Raw genomic sequence first — 25,348 nt, 5'->3', positions numbered from 1 at the left:
CCCCGGCGAGACCGCGAATGGCTCCGATCGGGTCCGCCCATTACGGTGGCCGTGTGACCGATCATGCCGGCGATCTCGACCTTGCCCTGCTGTTGGCCGATGCGGCCGATGCGATCACCCGTGATCGTTTCGGCGCCCTCGACCTGAAGGTGAACAGCAAACCGGATCTGACCCCGGTCTCGGACGCGGATCTGGCGGTGGAGCGGTCGCTGCGCGACATTCTCATCGAGCGGCGTCCGCACGACGCCGTGCTCGGTGAGGAGTTCGGCGGTGAGGCCGAGTTCATCGGACGGCAGTGGGTGATCGATCCGATCGACGGCACCAAGAACTTCGTGCGCGGAGTTCCGGTGTGGGCCAGTCTGATCGCGCTGTTGCAGGACGGCGTTCCGGTCGTCGGCGTCGTCAGCGCGCCCGCGTTGAGCCGACGCTGGTGGGCCGCAACGGGTTCCGGCGCGTGGACCCGTTTCGAGGACGGGGAGCCGAAGCCGATCACGGTCTCCGAGGTCGGCGGGCTGAATTCGGCCAGTCTCGCGATCTCCAGCCTGTCCGGCTGGCGAGACCTGGGGCTGCGTGAGCAGTTGATCGACCTGACCGATCAGGTGTGGCGCACCCGCGGCTACGGCGACTTCTTCGGCTACTGCCTGCTCGCCGAGGGCGCGCTCGATATCGCCACCGAACCGGAGGTCTCGCTGTGGGACCTCGCGCCGCTCGATGTGCTCGTGCGCGAGGCCGGCGGCCGCTTCACCGCCCTGGACGGAACCCCCGGACCGCATCACGGCAGCGCGGTCGCCACCAACGGACTGCTGCACGACTCCGTACTCGAGGCGCTGCGCGGGTGACATAAGTCCGTCCCCACGGGTTCGCAGGGCTCTGCTCTGTCCGGCCCCGGCCGCGCAGTCTGGGACCATGCCACCGATGCTCGCGATGCGCGGCCTGACCAAGTTCTACGGTCACACGCCGGCACTGCTCGACCTGGACCTCGAGGTTCCGCCCGGAGTGATCTTCGGATACCTGGGACCCAACGGGGCCGGTAAGACGACGACCGTTCGGATACTCGTCGGCCTGATGCGTCCGAGCCGCGGTTCGGTGACGGTCGCGGGCGCGGACGTCGGACGTGACCGATCGGCCGCCCAGCGCCATATCGGCTATCTCCCCGGCCAATTCGTCGCCTATCCGAATCTCACCGCCGAGCGGTATCTGACCTACCTGGCCCGGCTGCGCGGCGACGTCGATCCGGCGGTTCCCCGCGAATTGGCCGAACGCCTGAACCTGGACACATCGGCTCGAATCTCGGCGATGTCGCACGGCAATCGGCAGAAGGTCGGGCTGGTGCAGGCATTCATGGGCGAACCGGACGTACTCGTGCTCGACGAACCGACCCAAGGGCTGGATCCGCTGGTCCAGCGAGAATTCCTGACTCTGCTGCGTGAGGCCCGCGACGCCGGGCGCACCGTATTCCTGTCCTCGCACGTGCTGTCGGAGGTGCAGGCGGTCGCCGACACGGTGGCGATTCTGCGGCGGGGCCGGTTGGTCGAAGTCCGGTCGGTCGCGGCACTGGCGGCACAATCGCTGCGGCGGCTCGACCTCACCTTCGCCTCCACACCTCCGGAACCGCAGCTGCTGGCCGCCGTCGGCGGGGTGCGATCGGTGAGCGGCGCCGGTCCGGTGCTGCACGTCGAGGTGGACGGCTCGACGGCCGAACTCCTGAAGTTCGTCGCACCCTACGGGGTGGTCGACGTGATCAGCCACGAACCCGATCTCGAAGAGGTCTTCCTCACCTACTACGGACAGGACAGCTGATGTTCAGCACGGTGTTCGTCAAATGCCTGCGTGACCAACGGCGCGGGTTGATCGGCTGGAGCCTCGGGATCGTCGCGCTGGTACTGCTGGAATCGGCGCTGTGGCCGTCGATATCGAACATCCCCGGGCTCCGGCAGATGGTCGACAACTACCCGCCGGCATTGCGGAAGCTGCTCGGGATCGAGGACTTCCTCACCGGCACAGGCTTTCTCAACACCGAGCTCTACAGCATCATGCTGCCCATTCTGTTCCTGGTCTTCTCGGTCTCGCGCGGCGCCCGCGCGATCGCCGGGGAGGAGGAGTCCGGGACCCTCGAGGTGTTGTTGGTGACGCGGGTGACGCCGGTGCGGCTCGTGCAGGAACAGGTCGCGGTGCTGCTCACCGGCCTGGTGGTGCTCGGCACCGTGCTTTTCGCCTCCGTTGTCGTGTTCTCGGCGATATTCGGGATGCATATCGGCGTCGGGGCCGCGGCGACGGGATCGATCGCCATGATCGCGCTGGCCGCGCCGTTCGGCGGGCTGGCCTTGGCGGTGGGCGCCGCTTCCGGTCGCCGCCTGGTCGCGGTCGCGGTGGCGAGCGTGGCCGCGGTGGCCGCCTATGTGCTGTACGCGGCGTCGAAGATCGTCGACGCGGTGCGCCCGTGGGGCCGGTGGTCGCCGTTCGAACAGGCGCTGTCCGACGGCCCGATGGGCGCGGGACTGCGGCCGGGCTATCTGTGGCTCGTGGTGGCCGCGGCTGTCTTCGTGGTCGCTTCGCTGCCGATTTTCGATCGTCGCGACATCGCCGGGGTATGAGAATCGATACAGACCGATCGGCACTCGACTGCCTTCTTACTCTGGAGTAAGATAGACTTACTCGCAAGTAAGATCCTGGGACCCGATCACCCGAAACCCATACCCGAGAAGACTGGTGACTATGAGCACTCGAGACACCGCAACGGAGCGACGTCCGGATTCCGCCGTCGGCCTCAACCCGGTCAAGCGTGACTGGATGGGCGCGGCCATGCGGGTCATGACGACCATTACCGGTTCCGAACTGGCCGAGAAGTACAACCTGCGCAAGCCCATCGAACGGCTGACCTACGAGGGCACCAAGACCGGCTTCCGCACGCTCGGCGCAGCCACCCGCGCATTCGGCAAGGTATCCGGTGGCGGTAAACCGAAGCGCTTGCCTGCCAACGAGTCCCGCAGTAAGGACTACTTCGACCTCACCCCCACCGACGAGCAGCAGATGATCGTCGAGACGGTGCGCGAATTCGCCGCGGAGATCCTGCGCCCGGCGGCCTACGAGGCCGACGGCGCGGCCCAGGCGCCCAAGGATCTGCTCGAGCGCGCCGCCGAACTGGGCATCACGCTGATCAACGTGCCCGAGGAGCTCGAGGGTGCGGCCACCGAGCGCGGCGCGGTCACCAACTCGCTGGTCGCGGAGGCGCTCGCGCACGGAGATATGGGCCTGGCGCTGCCGATTCTGGCCCCGTCGGGTGTGGCCGTCGCGCTGTCGCAGTGGGGTTCGGACGCACAGCAGCAGACCTACCTGGGCGCCTTCACGGGTGAGAACGTGCCGCAGTCCTCGGTCGTGATCAGCGAGCCGCGGGCACTGTTCGACCCGTTCGCGCTGCAGACCAAGGCCACCCGCTCCCCCAGCGGCTACCGGATCAACGGCGTCAAGAGCCTGGTTCCGGCCGCCGCCGACGCCGAGCTGTTCATCGTGGGTGCCGAAATCGACGGCCGCCCCGCGCTTTTCATCGTCGAATCGGATACGCCGGGTGTGGTGATCGAGGCCGATCCGAGTATGGGCCTGCGCGCCGCCGGTCTGGGCCGGCTGATCCTGGACAACGTCGCGGTTCCGGCCGAGGCCATCCTGGGCGACGGCGACGCCGCCCAGCGCGCCGAGGAATACGCCGACGCGGTGCGGCTGGCCCGCCTGGGCTGGGCGTCGCTCGCGGTCGGCACCGGCCAGGCCGTACTGGACTACGTCAAGCCGTATGTGAAGGAGCGCGAGGCGTTCGGCGAGCCGATCGCGCACCGGCAGGCGGTGGCGTTCATGGTCGCCAATATCGCCATCGAACTCGACGGCCTGCGGCTCGTGACTCTGCGGGGTGCGTCACGCGCGGAGCAGGGGCTGTCCTTCTCCCGGGAGGCGGCGCTGGCCCGCAAGTTCGCCACCGACAAGGGCATGCAGATCGGCCTGGACGGCGTGCAGCTGCTCGGCGGCCACGGCTACACCAAGGAACACCCGGTCGAGCGCTGGTACCGCGATCTGCGGGCGATCGGCGTCGCCGAAGGTGTGGTCCTGATCTGATCCGGGTCTCCTCGACCCCCTGAACCGTATTGATGGAGACATTCCGATGATCAATCTCGAACTCCCCAAGAAGCTGCGGGCCAGCGCCAACCAGGCCCACCAGGTCGCCGCCGAGATCTTCCGCCCCATCTCGCGCAAGTACGACCTGGGCGAGCACGAATACCCGGTGGAGCTCGACACCATGGCAGCCATGGTGGAGGGCCTGGCCGACTCCGGCACCCAGGACATCTCCGGCGCCACCGGCGGCCGCAAGGCCAAGTCCGGTGAGGAGGCCGCCGACAGCCACTCCACCGAACTGCTCGGCAACAGCAACGGCGGCAACATGTCGGCTCTGCTGAATGCGCTCGAAACCTGCTGGGGCGACGTCGGTTTGATGCTGTCGATCCCCTACCAGGGACTGGGCAACGCCGCGATCGCGGCGGTCGCCACCGACGAGCAGCTGGAGCGCTTCGGCAAGGTGTGGGCGGCGATGGCCATCACCGAACCGTCCTTCGGATCGGACTCCGCGGCCGTGTCGACCACCGCGGTGCTCGACGGTGACGAGTGGGTCCTCAACGGCACCAAGATCTTCGTGACCGCCGGCTCGCGCGCCACCCACATCGTGGTGTGGGCCTCGGTGGACAAGTCCAAGGGCCGCGCGGCGATCAAGTCGTTCGTGGTGCCGCGAGATGCCAAGGGCCTCACCGTAGCTCGCCTCGAGCACAAGCTCGGCATCAAGGCCTCCGACACCGCCGAACTGCGCCTCGAGGATTGCCGCATTCCGGCCGACAACATCCTCGGCAGCCCGGAAGTCAACGTGGAGAAGGGTTTTGCCGGGGTCATGCAGACCTTCGACAACACCCGCCCGCTGGTGGCCGCGATGGCCATCGGCGTCGGCCGCGCCGCACTCGAGGAACTGCGCAAGATCCTCGAGGAGTCCGGCGTGGAGATCTCCTACGACATCCCCGCCAACAACCAGTCCGCCGCCGCGGCGGAATTCCTTCGCATGGAATCGGATTGGGAAGCCGCCTACCTGCTCGCCCTGCGCGCGGCGTGGATGGCCGACAACAAGAAGCCCAACTCCCTCGAAGCCTCCATGTCCAAGGCCAAGGCCGGGCGCATGGGCACCGACGTGACCCTGAAGGCCGTCGAACTGGCCGGCGCGGTGGGCTACTCCCAGCGCACCCTGCTGGAGAAGTGGAGCCGTGACTCGAAGATTCTCGACATCTTCGAAGGCACGCAGCAGATCCAGCAGCTGATCGTGGCGCGGCGGGTGCTCGAGCTGAGCAGCGCGCAGCTGAAGTAGGTTGCGGGACAACGGAAAACCCGGTGCGGGTTCGCTTCATCACTCGCACCGGTTCTTTCACCTCCGGCGTTTTCCAAGGCGGGGTTGGAACAGAAGCCGGATAAGCCGGGAAACCGGCCCGGCAAAGGACTGACCGCCGGTAGTGAGCTACCGGCGGTCAGCAACCTGTCACACGCCGCCGTCAGTGGACGCCGAGGTCGATTCCGAACATCAGCTCAATCCACCGCAGAGCGGCAGTAAAGGCGACACTGGTATCGAGTCCGAATGAACCCATCGTCCTCATCTCCTTCAAATGGATTCTTTCTGATTCCCGACCCGATCGATGGCTACCACCCCCTGGTAGCAACGAAACACAAAAAGCAAACAAAAATCGACATAATCGCTGGTCAAAAGACCAGTTACCTTGCCGAGGTCCCGCCGATGCGGTCTACCGACGTGGGCGTCCTTCGGCCGCGTGGCCCTGGTGGTGGTCGGCCCTGCATTGTGTTCCCGCGCCCCTCCAGCCTCGAGGGCGCTACGCGTCACTACGTGATGGGCATTCGCCCACCCATGTACGCATACCGACCACCACCACGGCCAAACAACGTCACTGGCCGGCAGTCTGCTCTCGATGCAGTACAACTCGGGCCAGTTCGGCGGGCGTCGCAGTAGTCGTGTCGACAATCACGTCGTAGGGGAAACCGTGATCGTGCACTGTGGCCAGATGGCCTCGCGCCAACCCGATCGTTTTGCCACGAACCAGTTCCCGCTGCTCGGCGACAGCGAGCGGACAGGTGACACCGACCAGTTGAACATCCAGGCCGGCCAATTCATCCAGCCATATCGGCAGCAGATCCGGGGAAAGCAACATCTCGTCTATGACCAGATGATCACCACCCCGAGCGAATTCAGCAGCCGCAGCACACCCCGACCGCAGCATGCGGTACCCGACCTGGCCGTAACGGACGACCAGCACCGAATGACCGTCTGCATCCTGGCCAGTCCGGTCGTACCAGAAACCGTCGCGACTAAGCCGGCCGTCGCGCCCACCACCCCAGTTCGGCGGCACCAGACTGAACAGGGTGTCGATCCCCCAGTAGACGAACGGGACGTCACTCTCATCCTGGATGGCCCGCGCCAACGTGGTCTTTCCCGCGCACGACGTGCCGTTGAGGAAAATCACCCGCGAAGGACGCTCAACGCTCCGCATCCACCCACGTTATCCGATCGCTTTCGCGTCAACCCGAGAGCCGGCGACAAAGACCACCGCACACAGCGACAACCACGATCCGCCGTCCCAATGCGGCGCAGCACTCAGGACCACCAGGTGCTGTATCGGCGATCCTTCTTTCCAGCTCAGTGGCACCACGGTGTGATTCGATCCGCTTGGCGATCGACGACTTCGGCCGCGGCGAAATCGAGGCCGCGATGCTGCATACGTGTAACGCCGTCGACGGCACCGCCGAGAAGGTATATCCCACAAGACAAGTCGGTGACCGGTTCACCGCACTGATTCGCGACAACGACGACATCTTCGGTCCGATGGCCATCAGAGGGGTGAACACCGCAGCGACCCGCTGAACACGATCTTTGCGCTCATTGCTGTCGCAGTCGTTGAGCCGAAAGATTCTGGTCATCGTCGAAGGCACGCAGCAGATTCAGCAGCTGATCGTGGCCCGGCGGGTGCTGGAGCTGAGCAGCGCGCAGCTGAAGTAGGTTGCGGGACAACGGAAAACCGATGGGGGTCCGACTCGCACCGGTTCACCGATCGGCCCTACACCGGACCGGCCGACGGCCGGTTACCGCTTGGAGAAGCGGCCGGTCAGGTAGGTCGTCACGATGACCATGATCGTGAAGAGGAGAGCGATCAGGACTGCGGCGGTCGGCCAGTTCATGGTGTCATCCTCCCTTGCGGCACTGCCGCTCCTCGGTGTACACCTTCGACGGTAGGGCGCTGACGGTTCCCGATCCCGTGCCGTAGGTCCCGTTCGAGGCGCTGGAGGTCACCCCGAGCGAAGGACCGAGGTCGATTCACGCCGTCGGCTGGGCCGGCCTGCCTTCCACCTCGGCGAGGAAGCCGGTCAGCTCGGCGTGGAACGCGTCCCACTGCTCGGCGAAGCACAGGTGCGAGGCGTCCTCGACGGTCACCATTCGCGAGCCGGGGATGCGGCGGCGCATATCCTCGAGATGCGCCGGACGGCATTCGTCGTGCCGGCCGCCGATCAACAGGGTGGGCACGCCGATTTCCCCCAGCCGTTCGGTGACGTCCCACTCTTTCAACGAACCGGTCACGGTGAACTCGCTGGGTCCGATCATGGTGTGGTAAACCTCGTAACCCGCTGCCGCGTAAGCACGTTCGAGCCCGACCGGCCACGGCCGCAGCCGGCACACATGCTTGCGATAGAAGCCGAGCGTCGCGGCCTGATACTCCGGGCACCCGGTGAACCCGCTCGCCTCGTGCCGCCGGATCGTCTCTCGCACCTCGGCCGGCTCCTCCTCGAGCAGTTCCGCGCAGTCCCTCGACCACCGCGGCATACTTGCCGGAGCACCGACCAGCACCAGACTGTCCAGTGCCGGCTGCCGGTCGAGCGTGTACTGCAGGGCCAGCATCCCGCCCCACGAATTGCCGAGCAGATGGACGCGCTCCAAGCCCAGCGCCGCACGCACGGCCACGAGTTCCGCGACGAACCGGTCCACGGTCCACAGCGAGGTATCGCTCGGCCGATCGGAATTGCCGCAGCCGAGCTGGTCGTAGAAGACGACCCGGCGCTCACCGGCTATCTGCGCCAGCGCCTCCAGATAATCGTGCGGAAAGCCCGGCCCCCCGTGCAGGCACAGGAGCGGAGTTCCGTTCTCGCCGAGCGACCGATACCAGACGCGCCCGCCGGGAACGTCGATACGACCTTCTTCCGAACGCATATCCACTCCTCTCGAACGGGTAGCGCGTAGACATATCCGAGATAACCACGCCGGCGAATTACTAGCGACGCGGTTCCACAACCGAGGCCAATTCGTTGGCAACAATGGTCTGGCGTGGTGCGTCGATGCATCCGCGGATTGCACGGGTGCGGGTGATCGCCGTCCCCGCTCGATCGCTATCGACTGATCCGGCGACGTACCCCCAGCGTGGCGAGTTTGTCAGGGTTGCGGATGGCGTAGAAGTTGGCGATTCTGCCGTCGACGACTTCGAGTAGGTAGACGCCTACCAGGTGGTCGTCGGCGTAGGCGGCGATGGCGGGCGCGTTGTTGCAGTTGACCGCGTCCATCCGCAAGTTCGGCATTCCGGGAAGGCGAGTTCGGCCGCGCCGGGCACCGACGACGGTATCGCAGACGCACTGCCGACCGCGTAGACGACGTGGTCGTAGTCCACGGCGCGGCCCGACGCCAGCCGGACGACCCGGGCTGCCGTGTCGATGCGCGTAGCTCTGTCGACGACCAATTCGATGCCCGCACCGAGCAGCGTGCCGTAGTCGACCGTGGCGGCACCGGTACCGGCCACGAACTGATGCAGCCGGACCCGATCGACGAATTCCGGACGCGGATTGACCAGCGTGATATGGACATCGGTACGAATCCGCAGATGGTTGGCGGCAACCGTTCCGGCGTAACCGCCACCGATGACGACGATCCTGTGGTGTGTGTTGTGTTCGGTCATGCTCTCGGGACACCGCCGGCGCGCGAAACATGACACCCGACGCTATGGCGTGCGTCACACGTCGCCACCCACAATCGAGGCCAAGCTGTTGACCGGAAGTGTGTACCAAGTCACACTTGCGGCTGCTACCGTCCCCAGCACGCGATCGGGTCGTGTGGAGGTGGTTGACGTGGGCGTCGGTATCGGGTCGATTCTGCAGGGGGTGCAGCGCAAGGCGGTCGAGGTGACCGAGGCCGTGCGGGCGCTGAATGTGCTGCGGGAGCGCGGTTTGATCGACCCGCGCAATCTGGGTGAGACGGTGTTGTCGGCGAAGGAGGGGCGCCGGCTCGGACCGCAGGCGACGATGGTCCGGCATGCCGCGCGGATGTGGCCGCAGCGGCCCGCGCTGGTCGACGAGCACGGGAGTATGACCTTCCGCGAACTCGACGACAACTCCACGCGGCTGGCCCGCGGCCTGCAATCGCTCGGCGTCGAACCCGGAACGGTGATCGGCATTCTCGCGCGCGATCATCGCGGACTGCTGCTGGCGATGGCGGCCGCCGGGAAGGCCGGGGCACGGCTGGCGCTGATGAACACCGGCTTCGCGAAACCTCAGTTCGCGCAGGTCTGCGAGCGCGAGCACGTGAAGGTGGTGCTGCACGACAGTGAATTCGTCGGCCTGCTCGACGCGCTGCCGCCGGAGCTGCCGCGGGTGATCACCTGGGTCGACGACGGCGCCGAATTGCCCACGGGCGCAATAACGATCGAGGAATTGATCGCGGCCCATCCACCGACCGAGCTGCCGCTGCCGGCCAAGCCGGGCGGCTTCGTGATCCTCACCAGCGGCACCACCGGCCTGCCGAAAGGCGCTCCCCGGGAGGCGGTTTCGCCGATCGCCTCGGCACAGATCACCGATCGGATCCCGTTCCCGGCGCAGGGCACGATGCTCATCGTGTCGCCGATCTTCCACAGCACGGGCCAGGCCACCTGGCTGATCGCCACCGCGCTGGGCGCGACGACGGTGATGATGCGCCGCTTCGACGCCGAGCGGACCCTGGCCCTGATCGCCGAACACGAGGTCGACCTGCTGGTTGCGGTGCCGACGATGCTGCATCGGATGGTCGAACTCGATCCGGCCGTGCGCGAGCGGTACGACCTGTCCTCACTGCGATCCATCGTGCTGGCGGGATCGGCGCTGTCCCCGGAGTTGACCGTGCGCGCCACCGAGGCGTTCGGCCCGGTGCTCTACAACCTCTACGGTTCCACCGAATGCGCGGTGGCGACGGTCGCCCAGCCGGCCGATCTGGCCCTCGCCCCGGGTACGGCCGGCCGCGCGCCCGTCACCTGCGAGGTGGCGTTGTTCGACGAGAGCGGCAAGCGTGTGCACGGCGCGAATGTCAAGGGGCGCATATTCATTCGGTCCGGCGCACCCTTCGGGGGATATACCGACGGTCGGCACAAGCAGATCATCGACGGCTACATGTCCTCCGGCGACGTCGGCCACTTCGACGAGCACGGGCTGCTGTTCGTCGACGGCCGCGACGACGACATGATCGTCTCCGGCGGCGAGAACGTCTTCCCACAGGAGGTCGAGAACCTACTGCTGGAGCGGGCGGACATCTTCGACGCCGCGGTGGTCGGCGTGGACGACGTGGAATTCGGCAAACGCCTGCGCGCCTTCGTCGTGCCCGAGCCCGGCGCGACCCTGGATCCGGACGAGATCAAGGCCTACGTCAAGGGCACCCTGGCCCGCTACAAAGTGCCTCGTGACGTGGTGTTCCTCGACGATCTGCCGCGCAACGCCACCGGCAAGCTGCTGCGCCGGGCACTGGTGGAATACCAGATCACATAACCGGTCACCCGACCAGTTGTACGGTACCGTCGGTTACAGAGACGCGAACCACACCCGCGTGCCCCTGCTTGCTAGGGTTGGCAGGCACTGGATCTCGATGTTGCGGTCCCGCCTGCCTGGCGGAATCCGCGGAAGGTTGTACCTATGTCAGCTGTCCTTCCGTCAGCAAGCACTGCCCTCCGAAAGGCCGGAGATCTGGCTCTGGGGGTCAACGTCATGCGCAAACGCGGGCTGTTCAGCCCGCTGCGACCGGACCATGCGGTCAGCTCGGCGCTCAACGTCACCAGGTTCGGACCCTTCGCGGGCGTGATCATGCACGCCGCGAAGACCAATCCGAAGTCCGCGGCGCTGCTGGACGAGCGGGGCGAGCTGACCTTCGCCGAGGTCAACGAGCAGTCCAACCAGCTGGCTCGCGGCCTGGCGGCACACGGTCTGCGCGAGGGTGATGTGGTGGCGCTGCTGGCGCGCGACCACCGCGGCATGGTGCTGAGCCTGGCCGCCACCGGCAAGCTCGGTGTGCGGGCGGTATTGATGAACACCGGCTTCGCGAAACCGCAGTTCGCCGATGTCGCCACGCGCGAGCAGGTCAAACTGGTGCTGCACGACAGCGAGTTCTTCGACCTGATGAGCGCCATTCCCGACGAGATCCCCCGCATCCTGACCTGGGTGGACGAGTCCGACAACGTCGATCCTTCGATCCCGACCGTCGATTCGCTGCGCGAGGGCCAGTCCCCCGATGCGGTGAGCGCGCCGACGAAGCCGGGCGGCATGGTGATTCTGACCTCCGGCACGACCGGCACCCCGAAGGGCGCGCCGCGCGACAAGGTCAGCCCGTTCATCTCCGCGCAGTTCCTGGATCGAATTCCGTTGCCGCGCAACGGTTCCATGGTCGTCGCGGCGCCGGTCTTCCACGCCACCGGGCTCTCGCAGTTCACCCTCGGGCTCTCGCTCGGCAACCGGATGATCTTCCAGCAGCGCCGGTTCGATCCCGAGAAGACGCTCGCCAACATCGACAAGTACAAGGCGGAGTCGCTGGTGGTGGTGCCGACCATGCTGCAGCGCATGCTGGACCTGCCGCCCGAGACGCTCGCCAAGTACGACATGTCCTCGCTGCGGATGATTTTCGCCGCGGGCTCGGCGATCCCGCCGGACGTCGTGACGCGCAGCCTCGACTACTTCGGTGACGTCCTCTACAACGTGTACGGCTCCACCGAATGCGCGCTGATCACCGTCGCGAGTCCGGAGGATCTGCGCAAGTCGCCGAGCACCGCGGGACGCCCGCCCCTCGGGATCCGGCTGGCGCTGTTCGACGAGAACCGCAAGCGCATCACCGAACCGAACGTCACCGGCACGATCTTCATCGAGAACGCGCACTCCTTCAAGGCCTACACCGACGGCCGCACCAAGGAGACCATCGACGGCATGATGTCCAGCGGCGACGTCGGGCACTTCGACGAGGACGGGCTGCTGTTCATCGACGGCCGCGACGACGACATGATCGTCTCCGGCGGCGAGAACGTCTTCCCGCAGGAGGTCGAGCACCTCATCGCCGATCGCGCCGACGTGCAGGAGGCGGCGGTCGTCGGTGTCGACGACAAGGAATTCGGAAAGCGCCTGCGCGCCTTCGTCGTGCCGGGTCCCGACTCCAAGCGCGACGCCCAGGAGATCAAGGACTACGTCAAGGCGAACCTCGCGCGTTACAAGGTGCCGCGCGAGGTGATCTTCCTCGACGAGCTGCCTCGCAACGCCACCGGCAAGCTGCTGCGCAAGCCGCTGACCGAAATGGACGTCACGGGCGACTGAGTTCACCGGCACCGATCGGCCCGGGAGTTTCGACTCCCGGGCCGATCGTGTTTCCGCGGAGCTTCCACGCGGGAAGAGTCGAACGTATCTGTGAATTCGCTTCGAAGCGGTCGGCTATCATTCAGCTCGTGTTTCCCCCGTCCGGCCGCGCATCGGCCCGCGCCCAGGTGTCGACGCGTGCGCGTCGGGCCGCGGTGGCGCGGTTGCGGGGCGCGTCGGCCGGATCCGTATCGGGCGCCCTGTCGATCGCCGCGCACGGATGGGCGGCGGGCGGGATGCCGGTGCAGTCCAGCACCTTGATGCTGCTCGTGGCCGCCTCCACCGTGGTCGGCGCGCTCGTCGCGGGGCTGGCGCCACTGCGCACCACCGCCGTCGGACTCGTCGCGGCCCTGTGGGGCGGGCAGCTGATCGGCCATCTGGTGATGTCGGCCGATATGGCGCAGATGCACGATATGCCGCTGTGGACGCCCGCCATGCTGGGCGCTCACCTGGTCGGCGCGGTGTGCGCCGCCGTCGTCATTCTCGGCGCCGAGGCCGCCTACCGGATCGGCACCACCGTCGTGCGGGCGCTGCCCGTCCCGGTCAGCCTCCCGGCCGTCGACGAACCGATTCTTCCGCGCAGCGTTCACCGCGACCGGGTGATCCTGCGGATCTTCCCCACCGAGACCTTCCGCACTCGCGGACCCCCGCTCGCTGCGTCCTGCTGATACATCTCATCACCCACATTCGCGAATCCTTCTCGCCGACAGTGCGTTCCGGGCAACCGGCGCAGCATTTCGGGTGCTTCGACCGCGGGATCGGGCGGCGTATCGTCCGCACCGAGACTCTGCGGGTGAATCCGAACCGCGTCGTCCCGGCGCGTATTCGGCTGACTCGGAAGCGGGTACCGCCACAGTCCCAGTGCGGCGGAACCCGAGACCACGCCGATCCCGGATACGGTTGCGAGCCACGCGGTTTTCGCGCACAGCCATGTGGGTGCCCTCGAACAGGAGCACTACCAGTGAGCATCACCGATATTCCGGCTGCCGGCACCGAGCCGCCGCAGCCGGAGAAGTCGCCGCCCGAGGCGGCGCAGCAGTCACCACCCGGTTCGGCCGATCGGTCGCGACCGTCTGGGTCCGGCACCGCACGAGCGGTGCAGGCGCTGGCCATGCGGCTGCACTTCTATGCCGGCGTCTTCGTCGCGCCGTTCATCCTGATCGCGGCGGTGACCGGGGCGCTGTACGCGGTCGCCCCCAGCCTCGAGTCGATCGTGAATCGGGATCTGCTGCATGTGGATTCGAGTGGCCCGGCGCGGCCGCTGTCGGAGCAGATCGCGGCGGGTGTGGCCGCCGAACCGGGACTCGCGCTGGTCGCCGTCGACCCGGCGCAGCTCGCGGGCGACACCACCCGCGTGATCTTCACCGATCCGAGCCTCGGTGAATCCGAGCGCCGCGCCGTCTTCGTCGACCCAGCGACCGCGACGTCCGTGGGCGACAGCGTCGTGTACGGCAGTACGGGCGCGCTACCCATGCGCACCTGGATCGATGTGCTGCATCGCAACCTGCATCTCGGCGATGTGGGCCGGCTCTACAGCGAGATGGCCGCCTCGTGGATGTGGATCATCGCGCTGGCCGGTGTGGTGATGTGGCTGCGCCGCTCCCGTGGCTCGCTGCGGCGGCTGCTGTGGCCGGACCGGTCGAAGGCCGGTCGCCCGCGCAGCGTCGGTGCGCATGCCACGGTCGGCGTGTGGATTCTGCTGCCGCTGCTGTTCCTCTCGGCCACGGGCCTGACCTGGTCGTTGCACGCGGGGCAGCACATCACGTCGCTGCGGCAGCAATTGAGCTGGACCACGCCGGTCGTCGACACGGCGCTGCCGGGTGCACCGATGCCGTCGATGCCGGCCGGTGGCGAACACGCCGAACACACCGCCGGCCACGGCATGTCGATGCCCGTTCCCGCCGACCGCGCCGCCCAGGCGGACAAGGTGCTCGCGGTGGCCCGCGGACACGGCATCGACGGTCCGGTCGAGATCTCCGTCCCGGCGAAGGACACCACCGCCTTCACCGTCAAGGAGCGCCGCCTGCCCGGGGTCTACACCCAGGACGCGATCGCCGTGGACGGTAGGACCGGCGATGTCACCGACATCCTGCGTTACGCGGACTGGCCGCTGATGGCCAAACTCGCCAACTGGGGCATCGCGCTGCATATGGGCATGCTGTTCGGCCTCGCCAATCAACTGCTGCTGCTGGCCACGATGATCGCGCTGATCACCGTGATCGGACGCGGCTATCTGATGTGGTGGCGACGACGGCCGACCCGCGCGGACGGCCCGTTCACCTTCGGGCGGGCACCGGCACGCGGTGTGCTGCGGCGGGCGCCGCTGTGGATCAGCGTGCCGCTGATCGCGGTCACTGTGGGGATCGGCTGGTTCGCACCGGTGCTGGGCGTGAGCCTGCTCGCGTTCCTGATCGTCGATGTCGTCCTCGGCCTGATCGCGGGACGACGCCGGGGAGCAGTCGTCTGAGGTCCTGAATCGCACTCGGTTACGACACCGGCCGAGGTAATTCGGTTGCGCCGCACCATCATTCCCGCGCACGCGAGCACCACCGCGTCGCCCGTGCGATGGACCGCGCGCTCGGCCGGGTCGTAACAGCCGCCGACAGCGATCGGCCGGCATCACCGATTGCGCCGCAATACGCAGGACGTACCGCTTGCGGTCGCCCGGGGCTGCATCATGCCCATATTCGGCGCAGTCGGCACACCTACAGCAACTTTCGTTTACCTGATACCGCAAAGGGATTCATCACCATGGGAATCAAGAACATCGCCGCCACCGCCGCCCTCGTCGCCGCCGCCCTGGGCCTGAGCACGGCCACCGCCGGCGCCGCCCCCACCGACGCCGGCGCGGTGGGCTTCAAGGCCACCACCACGCCGAGCGGCACCGTCATCTCCACCGATGCCGGATCGCTGTCGGCCGACGACGGCGTATTCACCGTCAAGGCGGCCGACGGCACGGTCCTGGCCGGAACGCAGCTCTCGTTCCGGGTCGACGATTTCGTCTTCCCGATCGAGGCGCGGATCCACGACCGCACCGCGACCCTCACGCCGAAGTTCGACCTCGCGCACGCGGCCTACCAGCCGGTCGCGATGCCGTTCGAGGACAGCGCGCCGTGGAAGACCCCGTACGACCGGGAGCAGGCCGCGTGGAGCCGGATGACCAGCACCCTCAGCGCCGGCGCTTCCATCGGCACCCTGGTGGGTGGCATCGGTGGCGCCGGAATCGGCTGCGTCCTGGGCGGAATCGCGGGCGCGACCATCGCGGCGGCCACCATCGTCGGCATGTTCGGCCCGTTCGTACCGGCCGCGGTGGTGGGCTGCCTCGGCGGCATCGTGGCCATCGGCGCGCTGGGCACCCTCGCGGGTCAGCTGCTGGTCACCGCCCCGGTCGCGGTCCTGGCCGCGGCCCAGTACTTCACCACGGTGAACTCCCCGTTCCCCGCGAAGTGAGGTAGCGAGACGACGCGGCACCCGCACCCCGATATCCGGTGATCTGCCGGGTATCGGGCGCGGGGCCGCCGGCGGAACAGCGAAGGCGCCCAGCGCAATCCGCCGGGATCGGCGCCGGCGCAGCCCTTCCGGGATATCGTGCACACGATCAGCACAGGTTGTCTCCGTTTTCCCTTCGCGAAGGAGTGACCGCGTTATGAACGATTCCTGGTTCCACCGCACCGCACGCGCCGGTGTCGCCGCCGCGGGGGCCACAATCCTCGCGGCCGCCCCGGCTCTCGCCCACGTCACCGTCTCCGGTCCGGACGCGGCGCGCGGCGGTTCGGCGGTGCTGACCTTCCGGGTACCCAACGAATCGGCCACCGGTAGCGCCACCACCCAATTGAGCGTGCAGCTTCCGGCCTTGACCGAAGCCGAAACCGAACCCGTGCCGGGCTGGAAGACCAAGGTCACCCGCAACGACAACCACAGGGTCGTCGCCGTCACCTGGATGGCGGATACCGGCAGCGGCATCGAGGCCGGGCAGTTCGAACAGTTCTCCATACTGGCCGACGGACTGCCGGATGCCGACACCGTCCCCCTGCCCGCCACCCAGACCTACGCCGACGGCCGGGTCGTGCGATGGGACCAACCCTCCTCCGGGGACAGCGAACCCGAATTCCCCGCTCCGACACTGGCATTGGCGCCGGCACACGCGGGCGGGGCACACAACCACGGCGACGTCCACGCCGCCGCCGCGGCGGAGGAACACGAAACCGACACCACGGCACGATGGCTGGGCAGTATCGGCATCGTGCTCGGCGCACTGGGTGTCCTCGCGGCGGCCACGATGTTCACGCGAAATCGGTCTCGGCGGTAGGCGACACCGCCGCGGCGCCCGATCGGCCCCGGAAACGCGATCGCCGGAGACCGCCCGTACATTGACCACGAGCGCAATGGCCGATCTCGGGTGAGAGTGGGAGTGAGCGTGCCGGAGCAGACCGTCGGCATCATCGGCGCCGGCATCATCGGACTGGCGATCGGCCGGGAACTCGTCCGCCGCCGGCCCGGCACCCGGGTCGTCGTCGTGGACAAGGAGGACCGGGTCGCGGTCCATCAGACCGGGCACAACTCCGGAGTCGTCCATGCCGGAATCTATTACGAACCGGGCTCGCTGAAGGCCACCCTCTGTGCCCGCGGGCGGCAGCTGCTGCGCGACTACTGCGCCGAGAAGCAGCTGCCCTACGACGAGGTCGGCAAACTGGTCGTCGCCGTCACCCCGGACGACGTGGTGCGAATGGACGCGCTGGCCGAACGAGCGGGCAGCAACGCCGTGCCGGGACTGCGGCGCATCGATGCCGGCGAGATCCGCGAGATCGAACCGCATGCGACGGGTCTGGCCGCGCTGTATTCGCCGCACACCGCCATCACCGACTACCCGCGCATCGCGGCCGCCTTCGCCGACGAGATCACCGCCGCCGGCGGAGAGATCCGGTTGTCGTTCCCGGTCACCGCCGTCACGCGCGCCTCGAACGGCATCCGCGTCGGCTCGGACGCCGCGGCGATCGTGGTCGATCGGCTCATCGTGTGCGCGGGCCTGCACAGCGACACCGTGGCCGGACTGGCCGGAGACCGGCCGGGGCCCAGAATCGTTCCGTTCCGGGGCGAATACATGCTGGCCCGGTCGGAGAAGAAGGAGCTGGTGCGCGGGCTGATCTATCCGGTACCCGATCCGCGGTATCCCTTTCTCGGCGTGCACTTCACCCGCCGGGTGAACGGCGAGGTCGAGGTGGGGCCGAACGCGGTGCTCGCCTTCGCCCGCGAGGGATACCGCCGGTCCGCGGTCTCCGCGCGGGACCTGCGCGACCTCGCGACCTGGCCCGGGACCTGGCGAATGGCGCGCCGGCACTGGCGCACCGGGGTGCGTGAAGTGCACGGCTCACTGTCGGCGCGAGCCTATATGCGCGCGGCGCAACGGTATGTCCCGGATATCGGCGTGCACGATGTGTTCCGGGCCGGGTCGGGCGTGCGAGCGCAGGCCGTCGACGCCGGCGGGGACCTCGTCGACGATTTCCGCATCCACCGCCTCGGCCCGATCACCGCGGTCCGCAACGCGCCCTCCCCCGCGGCCACCTCGAGTATGGCCATCGCCGAGCATGTGGCCGACGTACTCGAGCGCGAGGGCGAATAGCGTTGGGCCGCTAGGGTTCCGACGGGCCGGCGGGCGGCTCGGTGTCGGCCGGCTCCGGTTCGGCTTCGGTGAGCTGACGGACCGGGCGTAGCACCACCCACAGCAGGAACGCCGCCGCCGCGACGAGCATCCCGATCCCGGCCCAGAGGTTGATGTTCCAACCGCCGGTGCGCACCCGATCGGCCGCGGTGTCGTGGACGAGTGCGGTGACGACGAGGATCAGGCCGTAGCACCCGAGCAGGGAGCCGACGATGGTGCGGATATCGAAAAGCATGGCGTCACTTCCTCATCCCACGAAGATGTTCAGCGCGATCACGATGACCAGCGCGATCCCGGCGAGCAGCACCGGTCGCTGATACCACGGCAGCGTCGCGGCATCGGGATCGCTGAGCTGGGCCTTCGGCGTCTCCGAATACACCAGCCCGACCAGTTCGGCGTCGGGTTTGGGCGCGGTCCACATACTCACCGCGATACTGAGCACCATATCGACCACGAAGGCCACGCCGGCGGCGACGAAACTCGAGCCCTGCCCCGACAGATGGAACACCTCGGCCTTGTTCAGGATGAAAACCACCACCGCGCTGAGCGTTCCGAACACCAGACCCACCCAGCCGGCGGTCGGGGTCATCCGCTTCCAGAACATGCCGAGGATGAAGGTCGCGAACAGCGGCGCGTTGAAGAACGAGAACAGCGTCTGCAGATAGTCCATCATGTTCGAGAAGCTGCCCGCGATGAACGCGGTGCCGATCGCGATGGCCGTGGCGCCGACGGTGGCGAGGCGGCCGACGGTGAGGTAGTAACCGTCGGGCTTGTCCTTGATCACGTACTGCTGCCACAGGTCGTAGCTGAAGACGGTGTTGAACGCGGAGATGTTGGCCGCCATCCCGGCCATGAACGCCGCCAGCAGTCCCGCCAGGCCGACGCCCAGAAGTCCGTTCGGCAGGACCTCTTTCATCAGATAGAGCAGCGACTGGTTGTAGGTCGCGTCACCGTGGCCGGTGTTCTTCAACTCGGCGATCTGCGGGATCAGCAGCGCGGCGACCATACCGGGGATGACGACGATGAACGGGATGAACATCTTCGGATAGGCGCCGATGATCGGGGTGCGCCGCGCGGCCGAGATCGAATGCGTCGCCAGCGCGCGCTGCACCTCGACGAAATTCGTTGTCCAGTAACCGAAGGACAGCACGAAGCCGAGTCCGAGCACGATCCCCGTCACCGACAGGAAGTTGTTCGAGAAACCGCTGAGCTCGTGGCCCGGCCAGGAATGCCACTGTTCGGAGCCGTCGGGCCGGGCGGTCACCTGGTCCTTCAATCCGCTCACACCGCCGATGCGATGCAGGCCGACCAGGGTGAGCGGCAGCAGCGCCGCGACGATGACGAAGAACTGCAGCACCTCGTTGTAGATCGCCGCCGACAGACCGCCGAGGGTGATGTAGGACAACACGATCAGCGCCGCCACGATCACCGATACCCAGAGTGGCCAGCCCAGCAGCACGTTGACGATCGAACCCAGCAGATAGAGGTTCACCCCGGCGATCAGCACCTGGGCTACCGCGAAACTGAGCGCGTTCACCAGATGCGCACCGGTGCCGAAGCGGCGCCGCATGAATTCCGGGACGCTGCGCACCTTGGAGCCGTAGTAGAACGGCATCATCACCACGCCGAGGAACAGCATGGCCGGCACCGCGCCGATCCAGAAGTAATGCATGGTCGGCATGCCGTATTCGGCGCCGTTGGCCGACATGCCCATGATCTCGACCGCACCGAGATTCGCGGAGATGAAGGCCAGGCCGGTGACCCACGCCGGCAGCGAACGACCCGACAGGAAGAAATCGATACTCGAGGAGACCCGTGCGCGGGCCATCAGTCCGATTCCGAGTACGAAGACGAAATACACGGCGACCAAGGCGTAATCGACGGGCGCGGCATCGAGCCGGAGCTGATCCGACCCCAGCACCGCCGCCGCAGAATCGAACCGGTGCGGTGGCTGAGCTAGCGGCTGCATACGGATCTCCTGTCGGAAAGACCAGCGGTCGACCGGGTCACGATGTGCCCGGATCGTAGCGCGCCCCAGTGCATCTCCGGGGCCAGTCCGCCGCCCGCGCGGCGCGCGCCGGGTCGATCTGCCACTCTTCGAAGGAAGAATTTAGAGAAACATCGCCCTGCAAAATGCAACACTGGTGAGCCCGGGAAGGATCGAACACGATGCTCACAACTCATACTTCGCTCGACCCACTCGGCCGCCGCGATCGCGATCGCGAGGGACCTGCGACGCTGACCATCGAGATCGGCACGGCGACGGGAACGGGCGCTACCGAGGTGGCCGCCTTCGACGCGGCCCTGTGCGAACTCGGTGTGGGAGAGGCGAATCTGATCCGATTATCCTCGGTGATCCCGCCCCGGGCGCAGGTGCGGCGGACGGCGCGGGTACGCCAGCGGATCGGCTGGGGCGATCGTCTCTACTGCGTCTACGCCCTCGGGCACGCGCGATCGCCCGGCGCCACCGCGGCCGCCGGGATCGGCTGGACCCTGTGTGCGGACGGCTCCGGCGCGGGCCTGTTCGTGGAACACGCCGCCGAAACTACCGGGCAGGTCGAGGATCTCATCAACGCCAGCCTCGCCGATATGACCACCGCACGGCCCGGGCGCTTCGGCCCGATCCACACTGCCACCGTCGCGGTGCGCGCCGACGGGCGCGACACGTGTGCGCTGGTGCTGGCCGCCTACCGAGCCAGCGGCTGGGATCGTCCGTGAGCGATGCCCTCGGAACCGGGGCGTCGTGGCCGGGCGTCGAGATCACCATCGAGACGGCGATCGCGGACGCCGAGATCGACCTCTTCCACGACCTCTACGAGCAGGCTTTCGGACCGCTGCGAGCGCGCGCGATCGCCCGGCAGGTGCTGCATCGCAACGAGTTCCGCGCGGAGATGACCGACACCCGGGTCGACAAGATCGTGGCCCGCACACCGGCCGGCGAACCGATCGGACTCACCACCCTGACGCGGCATCTGGACACCGTGCCGTGGATCAGTCCGGAGTATTTTGCGACACGGTTTCCGCAACACGCCGAGCGCGATGCGATTTACTATGCAGGTTTCACCCTTGTTACCCCAACTGCGCGACACGGGGTGGCTTTTCATGCCATGATCAGTACAGTTGTCCAGATCCTGGCGGCAGATGGTGGGGTCGTCGGCTGGGACATCTGCTCGTACAACAATTCTCAATTCTCGTTTGCCGACGCACTGCGCAGTGCGGTCGGTGAACAGGCGAACGTGGAAGTCGCGGTCGAGGATTCACAAACCTACTACGCGGCTCGGTTCCTGAACGACGACGCGGACCAGGGGGGCTGATGACATCCGGCACACAGCACCACCACACCACCCGCATCCGGCCGCTGCGCACCTGGCCGCCGGAAAAGCTTTGGCGCACAGCGCTATCGACGGTCGTCGTCTCGATCGTGGCGGTCCTGGCGATCGCCGAATCCCCGGCGCTGTCACTGACGGCGATGCTGGGTGTCGTCGTCGCGACGCTGACCATGATCGGGACGGGAGTGCGCCGGCATCGGCCGCCCGCGCCGGCGGCCTGGTATCTGCTCGCCCTCTCCGGCGTCTTGTTCGCCGCCGGAACACTGCTGCGCGATTTCACCGCCAGCGGCTTCCCGCCGTACGACGATCTGGCGACGCTGGCCGGCTACGGCGGCGTCGGAGTCGCTGCCTTCCTCTGGTTGTGGCCGCGGCGCTCGAGCTGTCAGCGCGATCTGGTGCTGGATTCCGGTCTGATCGCGCTCGGCGCCCTGCTCGCCTCGTGGACCTTTCTCATCTCCCCGGTGCTGCACAACACCCGGCAGTGGGACGCCTCGGCGCTGATCATGCCGATCTATCCGGTGATCGATGCCTTGCTGCTGACGCTGGTCACCCACTCCGTGGTCACGTCGTCGCGCTCGGAGACCTCGTTGCGGCTGGTGCACGTCGGCCTGCTGGCGATCCTGGTGGCCGACCTCGGCTACAACCTGCAGTCCGCCGGCTCGGTACATCTCGACGCGCGCATGCTGTTGACGCCGCTGCTCGTCGCCTATGCGATGGTCGGGCTGGCGGCGCTGCATCCGACCATGGTCACCCTCGGCGGCGCCCGCCGGGTGCATCCGCACCGGTCCCGGCAGCGCGCCAGCGTGATCGCGGTGACGCTGGTGGTCGCCTCGCTGGTGCCGACCGTCGGCGCGCGGGTCGGCACGGTGGACCGGGTGGTGGTCTCCACACTTCTCGCCACGCTGTTGGTGGGTGTGCTGGTGCGCAGCGAGCGCGCGATCGTGCGCAGCGCGCGCAGCGAGCGCCGGGCCCAGTACCAGGCCGACCACGATATGCTCACCGGCCTGCTCAATCGGTCGGCGTTGCTGCGCGCCCCGGCGCGCAATCGCGAACTGTGGGCCGGGCGCCCGATCTGCCTGCTGTTTCTCGATCTGGACGGCTTCAAGACCATCAACGACAGCTACGGCCACGCGGTCGGCGACGAACTCATCGCGAACGCCGCCGCCCGCATCCGCCGCGTCATCCACCGCGACGATGTCGCGGCCCGCTACGGCGGCGACGAATTCGTGGTGCTGGCCGGCGCCAACCGCGCCGAGGCGGCCGTACTGGCCGAGAAACTGCTGGCCGCCTTCGGCAAACCCTTCGAACTGTCGGTCACCGAGGTGACCATCGGCGCGAGCATCGGCATCGCCTGCAGCGGCCCGCGCAGCACCGATGCCACCATCTACGACCTACTGCGCGAAGCGGATTCGGCCATGTACCACGCCAAGGACTATTCGCTCGGCTGCGCCTTCCACGACGACCTGCGCCATCTCCCCCAGGCCGAGAGCCGGCGGCGAGTGCGCCGGCACGAACCGGCGGTGTGAGCCGGCGTCACACCGCGGGTGCGATCGCGAAACGTTCGGCGAATTCCGACATCTGATCGTGTTGCTGCGCCGGCTCGGCTCCGGCGAATCCGACGACGAGGCGATGCACACCGGTTTCGGCGAGTTGTCCGGCACGGTCGGCGGAGATATCGGCCGATCCCCATCGCGTGTACTCGAGAGCCGCGGGGTCGCGGCCCGCCTCGGCAGCGGCCCCGCGCGCCAGCGCGAATTGCCGGTCGCGTTCGGCCTCGGTCAGCATGCCGCCGGCGAAATAGCCGTTGCCGCGCCGCCCGGCACGACGCGCGGCCGCCGCGCTGGAACCTCCGACATGGATGGGAAGTTCGCTCACGCCATGGGGTTTGGGGTAACTGCACAGATCGTCGAAGGAGAAGAACTCACCACGGTGCCCGACACCCTCCGGACCGCCCGACCACAGCAGCCGCAGCACGTCGATCGCCTCGTCGGCGCGGCGGCCGCGGGTGCGGTAGTCGACCCCGAGCGCCCGCGCCTCCCCCGGCAGACTGCCGAGGCCGACGGTGAGCAGCCGCATCCGGCCGCGCGACAACACGTCGATCGTCGCCAGCCGCTTGGCCAGCACGACCGGATGGCGGTAGGGAAGCAACAGCACGCCGGTGCCGAGCAGAATCCGCCGGGTGGCGGCCGCGACGAAGCTCAGGCAGTCGAGCGGATCGAAATACGGCAGGGTGGGCGGCAATTCGCCCGCGCCGTAGTCCGCCCCCGGATACAGCGCGATGTGATCCTGGACGTAGAGCCCTTCGAATCCACAGTCCTCGGCATGCCGGGCGAAGGCGACGAGCCGATCGGGATCGGTGCCGTTGAATGCCGTGCTGTAGCTGACCGCGAAACGCATCCGGAAACCTCCGAGTTAGCAGGTGAACGCACACTTCGGCGACGGTCCGGTGACAGCGTCGATCCGATCCGTCAGATGCCGGCGTGCGGCGCCGAGTCGAGCGATCGCGTCGTCGATCTCGGCCAATTTGCGACGCAGTGACTCGACAGATTCCGGACATTCGTCACCCGACTCGTTGCCTGCGCGCAGACAGGTGACGAACGGCTGCGTGTCGGCCAGATCGAATCCCAGCTCCAGCAGATCGCGAATCTTGCGTACGACATCCACCTCGTGCTCGTCGTAGACGCGGTAGCCGTTCGCCGACCGCCGGGACCGGACCAGACCCTGCTGCTCGTAGTACCGCAGCATCCGGGCGCTCGTTCCCACCCGCTCGGCCAGTTCTCCGATCAGCATGAATTCCCTCTCGCCACTGCAGCCGCCACGCTAAACGTTGTCATCGGTGTCAACGCAAGGCCGCGGCCGCGAATTCGGAGGGAGCTGTGGCGTGCGGCCCGGTTAGCCGGACAGTTCGTCGAGCAGGCGCCGGGCCTGTTCGAGTTCGGCCTGGAGTTGTTCGACCTTGGCGCGCTGAGAGTCGCGAACGGCGTCCAGGACGGAGTCGACCACCTCGGCGACCTCCGGATGCAGCAGCTTCGCGGCCTGCGCCACCGAGGCACCCGCCACCGCCAGGCCCTTGATCGTGCGCTTCTTACCGTGCACCACATCCACGGCCCATTCCCCGTCGGCGGTGCCGGACAGGGTGACCGTCACCTCGGGGGCCTTGGATTTGCGGGCGGCCGCGGCCGACTTCTGGGGACGGGCGGCCGGCGTGGCGGCGGGTTTGGCCGCCGGCTTCTGATCCGAAGCAGGTTGCGGCGCAGGCGTTTTCGACGCCGCGGCGGGCACGGCTGCCGGTGTGGTCGGCGCGGACGGCGCGGTCACGGACGACGACATGCTCACTGCGGTGTCCTTCCTCGTTTCCGGCGTAGCGCCGGTGGTCTCGGATGTGGTGGTGCGCTTGTCCTTGCGGGCGGGCTTGGCCAATGTCACCTCGGTCGGCGAGAACGACATGACATCCTTCGATCCGGTCGGCCGGACCTGCAGGAAATCGCCGTCGGCTGGATCACCGAGTGCGATCACCTTGCCCGAACGCCCCTCGGATACTCCCACTGCCGCCGGAGTGAACCACACCATGGGTGGCCGGCCGTCGGCGAGCTCGGCCGCTATCTGTCGAATCTCGGTGTCGGACAACGGTTGCGGTTTGGTTCGTGGGGACGACATGGTGTACTCC

24 protein-coding genes and 2 pseudogenes are annotated in these 25,348 nt (G+C 67.5%); 17 read left to right on the top strand and 9 right to left on the bottom strand.

Going from position 1 to position 25,348, the window contains the following annotated elements; genetic code table 11:
* The first annotated feature begins 53 nt into the window (after positions 1 to 53).
* The 5 genes from hisN to A5780_RS00510 all read left to right on the top strand — a co-directional run bounded on the left by hisN (position 54) and on the right by A5780_RS00510 (position 5,386).
* Positions 54 to 839, top strand: coding sequence for a histidinol-phosphatase (gene hisN, locus A5780_RS00530; RefSeq protein ID WP_227462794.1), 786 nt, complete (start codon positions 54 to 56; stop codon positions 837 to 839).
* Positions 840 to 906: 67 nt separating this feature from the next.
* Positions 907 to 1,800, top strand: a complete 894-nt coding sequence (locus A5780_RS00525; RefSeq protein WP_063013818.1) for an ABC transporter ATP-binding protein — start codon at positions 907 to 909, stop codon at positions 1,798 to 1,800.
* A complete protein-coding gene (locus A5780_RS00520) occupies positions 1,800 to 2,594 on the top strand; it encodes a hypothetical protein (protein WP_063013820.1) in 795 nt (264 codons plus the stop codon). Before A5780_RS00525 ends, A5780_RS00520 begins: the two co-directional genes overlap by 1 nt.
* Positions 2,595 to 2,715: 121 nt before the next feature.
* Positions 2,716 to 4,101, top strand: a complete 1,386-nt coding sequence (locus A5780_RS00515; protein WP_063013822.1) for an acyl-CoA dehydrogenase family protein — start codon at positions 2,716 to 2,718, stop codon at positions 4,099 to 4,101.
* 46 nt (positions 4,102 to 4,147) lie between these two features.
* The gene (locus tag A5780_RS00510; RefSeq protein ID WP_063013824.1) at positions 4,148 to 5,386 is read left to right on the top strand and encodes an acyl-CoA dehydrogenase family protein; all 1,239 of its coding nucleotides are present in this window, start codon (positions 4,148 to 4,150) and stop codon (positions 5,384 to 5,386) included.
* Positions 5,387 to 5,972: 586 nt separating this feature from the next.
* On the opposite strand, the gene A5780_RS00505 is transcribed toward A5780_RS00510, so the two are convergent.
* The gene (locus A5780_RS00505; RefSeq protein WP_064907436.1) at positions 5,973 to 6,575 is read right to left on the bottom strand and encodes a chloramphenicol phosphotransferase CPT family protein; all 603 of its coding nucleotides are present in this window, start codon (positions 6,573 to 6,575) and stop codon (positions 5,973 to 5,975) included.
* Positions 6,576 to 6,751: 176 nt separating this feature from the next.
* On the opposite strand from A5780_RS00505, the gene A5780_RS00500 reads away from it, so the two are divergent.
* Positions 6,752 to 6,946 carry a hypothetical protein gene (locus tag A5780_RS00500; RefSeq protein ID WP_064907435.1) on the top strand — a complete coding sequence of 65 codons (195 nt, stop codon included), beginning with the start codon at positions 6,752 to 6,754 and terminating at the stop codon, positions 6,944 to 6,946.
* 6 nt (positions 6,947 to 6,952) lie between these two features.
* Positions 6,953 to 7,081 (top strand): annotated as a pseudogene (locus A5780_RS42925) (acyl-CoA dehydrogenase); the annotation flags it as partial.
* 315 nt (positions 7,082 to 7,396) lie between these two features.
* Here the strand turns inward: A5780_RS42925 and A5780_RS00495 are convergent.
* From A5780_RS00495 to A5780_RS38780, 3 genes and pseudogenes are all read right to left on the bottom strand, one after another.
* A complete protein-coding gene (locus A5780_RS00495) occupies positions 7,397 to 8,284 on the bottom strand; it encodes a proline iminopeptidase-family hydrolase (RefSeq protein ID WP_064907469.1) in 888 nt (295 codons plus the stop codon).
* A 176-nt stretch (positions 8,285 to 8,460) separates the two neighbouring features.
* Positions 8,461 to 8,646, bottom strand: coding sequence for a hypothetical protein (locus A5780_RS40565; RefSeq protein ID WP_064907434.1), 186 nt, complete (start codon positions 8,644 to 8,646; stop codon positions 8,461 to 8,463).
* Positions 8,647 to 8,648: 2 nt separating this feature from the next.
* Positions 8,649 to 9,020: pseudogene (locus A5780_RS38780) on the bottom strand (FAD-dependent oxidoreductase); the annotation flags it as partial.
* A 160-nt stretch (positions 9,021 to 9,180) separates the two neighbouring features.
* Between A5780_RS38780 and A5780_RS00480 the strand changes: the two are divergent.
* The 7 genes from A5780_RS00480 to lhgO all read left to right on the top strand — a co-directional run bounded on the left by A5780_RS00480 (position 9,181) and on the right by lhgO (position 18,313).
* A complete protein-coding gene (locus tag A5780_RS00480; RefSeq protein ID WP_369829499.1) occupies positions 9,181 to 10,851 on the top strand; it encodes an acyl-CoA synthetase in 1,671 nt (556 codons plus the stop codon).
* Positions 10,852 to 10,995: 144 nt separating this feature from the next.
* Complete coding sequence (locus tag A5780_RS00475) at positions 10,996 to 12,654, top strand: acyl-CoA synthetase (protein WP_063013836.1); 1,659 nt, start codon at positions 10,996 to 10,998, stop codon at positions 12,652 to 12,654.
* A 128-nt stretch (positions 12,655 to 12,782) separates the two neighbouring features.
* Positions 12,783 to 13,361 (top strand): hypothetical protein, encoded by a 579-nt coding sequence (locus A5780_RS00470; RefSeq protein ID WP_064907467.1) that lies wholly within the window; start codon positions 12,783 to 12,785, stop codon positions 13,359 to 13,361.
* A gap of 293 nt (positions 13,362 to 13,654) precedes the next feature.
* Positions 13,655 to 15,160, top strand: coding sequence for a PepSY domain-containing protein (locus tag A5780_RS00465; protein ID WP_082976206.1), 1,506 nt, complete (start codon positions 13,655 to 13,657; stop codon positions 15,158 to 15,160).
* Positions 15,161 to 15,444: 284 nt separating this feature from the next.
* Positions 15,445 to 16,143 (top strand): hypothetical protein, encoded by a 699-nt coding sequence (locus A5780_RS00460; protein WP_064907432.1) that lies wholly within the window; start codon positions 15,445 to 15,447, stop codon positions 16,141 to 16,143.
* Positions 16,144 to 16,339: 196 nt separating this feature from the next.
* Complete coding sequence (locus A5780_RS00455) at positions 16,340 to 17,002, top strand: YcnI family protein (RefSeq protein WP_063013842.1); 663 nt, start codon at positions 16,340 to 16,342, stop codon at positions 17,000 to 17,002.
* A 108-nt stretch (positions 17,003 to 17,110) separates the two neighbouring features.
* Positions 17,111 to 18,313: an L-2-hydroxyglutarate oxidase gene (lhgO, locus tag A5780_RS00450; protein WP_064907465.1), complete on the top strand. Its 1,203-nt coding sequence runs from the start codon at positions 17,111 to 17,113 to the stop codon at positions 18,311 to 18,313.
* 10 nt (positions 18,314 to 18,323) lie between these two features.
* Here lhgO and A5780_RS00445 read toward each other — a convergent pair whose 3' ends face one another.
* Together A5780_RS00445 and A5780_RS00440 are read right to left on the bottom strand one after the other, a co-directional pair.
* Positions 18,324 to 18,587, bottom strand: a complete 264-nt coding sequence (locus A5780_RS00445) for a hypothetical protein (protein ID WP_063018484.1) — start codon at positions 18,585 to 18,587, stop codon at positions 18,324 to 18,326.
* A 12-nt stretch (positions 18,588 to 18,599) separates the two neighbouring features.
* The gene (locus A5780_RS00440) at positions 18,600 to 20,321 is read right to left on the bottom strand and encodes a sodium:solute symporter family protein (protein ID WP_228794972.1); all 1,722 of its coding nucleotides are present in this window, start codon (positions 20,319 to 20,321) and stop codon (positions 18,600 to 18,602) included.
* Between the two features lie 200 nt (positions 20,322 to 20,521).
* On the opposite strand from A5780_RS00440, the gene A5780_RS00435 reads away from it, so the two are divergent.
* The 3 genes from A5780_RS00435 to A5780_RS00425 are packed head-to-tail and all read left to right on the top strand — an operon-like array spanning position 20,522 to position 23,207.
* Positions 20,522 to 21,070, top strand: coding sequence for a pyruvoyl-dependent arginine decarboxylase (locus A5780_RS00435; RefSeq protein WP_104363743.1), 549 nt, complete (start codon positions 20,522 to 20,524; stop codon positions 21,068 to 21,070).
* The gene (locus tag A5780_RS00430; protein ID WP_063018488.1) at positions 21,067 to 21,666 is read left to right on the top strand and encodes a hypothetical protein; all 600 of its coding nucleotides are present in this window, start codon (positions 21,067 to 21,069) and stop codon (positions 21,664 to 21,666) included. The genes A5780_RS00435 and A5780_RS00430 overlap by 4 nt, the downstream gene beginning before the upstream one ends.
* Positions 21,666 to 23,207 (top strand): GGDEF domain-containing protein, encoded by a 1,542-nt coding sequence (locus A5780_RS00425; RefSeq protein WP_082976205.1) that lies wholly within the window; start codon positions 21,666 to 21,668, stop codon positions 23,205 to 23,207. Before A5780_RS00430 ends, A5780_RS00425 begins: the two co-directional genes overlap by 1 nt.
* Positions 23,208 to 23,214: 7 nt before the next feature.
* On the opposite strand, the gene A5780_RS00420 is transcribed toward A5780_RS00425, so the two are convergent.
* The 3 genes from A5780_RS00420 to A5780_RS42680 form a co-directional block, all read right to left on the bottom strand.
* A complete protein-coding gene (locus tag A5780_RS00420; RefSeq protein ID WP_064907431.1) occupies positions 23,215 to 24,078 on the bottom strand; it encodes a TIGR03619 family F420-dependent LLM class oxidoreductase in 864 nt (287 codons plus the stop codon).
* Between the two features lie 15 nt (positions 24,079 to 24,093).
* Positions 24,094 to 24,471: a MerR family transcriptional regulator gene (locus A5780_RS00415; RefSeq protein ID WP_064905963.1), complete on the bottom strand. Its 378-nt coding sequence runs from the start codon at positions 24,469 to 24,471 to the stop codon at positions 24,094 to 24,096.
* A gap of 102 nt (positions 24,472 to 24,573) precedes the next feature.
* Positions 24,574 to 25,338: a DUF6319 family protein gene (locus A5780_RS42680; RefSeq protein ID WP_064907463.1), complete on the bottom strand. Its 765-nt coding sequence runs from the start codon at positions 25,336 to 25,338 to the stop codon at positions 24,574 to 24,576.
* Positions 25,339 to 25,348: the final 10 nt, after the last annotated feature.

Source organism: Nocardia sp. 852002-20019_SCH5090214 (genome assembly GCF_001665865.1).
In the GTDB taxonomy this organism is placed as follows: Bacteria; Actinomycetota; Actinomycetes; order Mycobacteriales; family Mycobacteriaceae; genus Nocardia; species Nocardia nova.
The sequence above is the reverse complement of the archived record's forward strand: the minus strand, read 5'-3'. Positions and strand labels throughout refer to the sequence as shown.